This is a genomic window from Acinetobacter sp. USHLN143, from assembly GCF_037145695.1.
GTDB classification, from domain to species: domain Bacteria; phylum Pseudomonadota; class Gammaproteobacteria; order Pseudomonadales; family Moraxellaceae; genus Acinetobacter; species Acinetobacter fasciculus.
The window spans coordinates 1-202 of sequence record NZ_JBBCWZ010000382.1; the positions used below are offsets into that span (position 1 = coordinate 1).

Here is a 202-nt window from a genome sequence, read left to right on the forward strand (position 1 = left end):
GTGCAAAGATTGCAAACGTCAGTTTATTGGTGATCATGCATTAAGCTATCAAGGGTGTAACTCAGGTATTACCGGCAAGATATTACATTTGATGGTCAGAGGAAGCGGTGTAAGAGATATTGCTGAAGTCGAGCGTATCAGCATTGGCAAGGTATTACGAACCTTAAGTGAATCGATCTATCAGATTCAGCCTAAACAAAGC

The 202-nt window shown here is 41.1% G+C and carries 1 pseudogene; it reads left to right on the plus strand.

Annotated elements, in window-relative coordinates:
• Window positions 1-202: pseudogene (locus tag WFH18_RS18700) on the plus strand (IS1 family transposase); the annotation flags it as partial.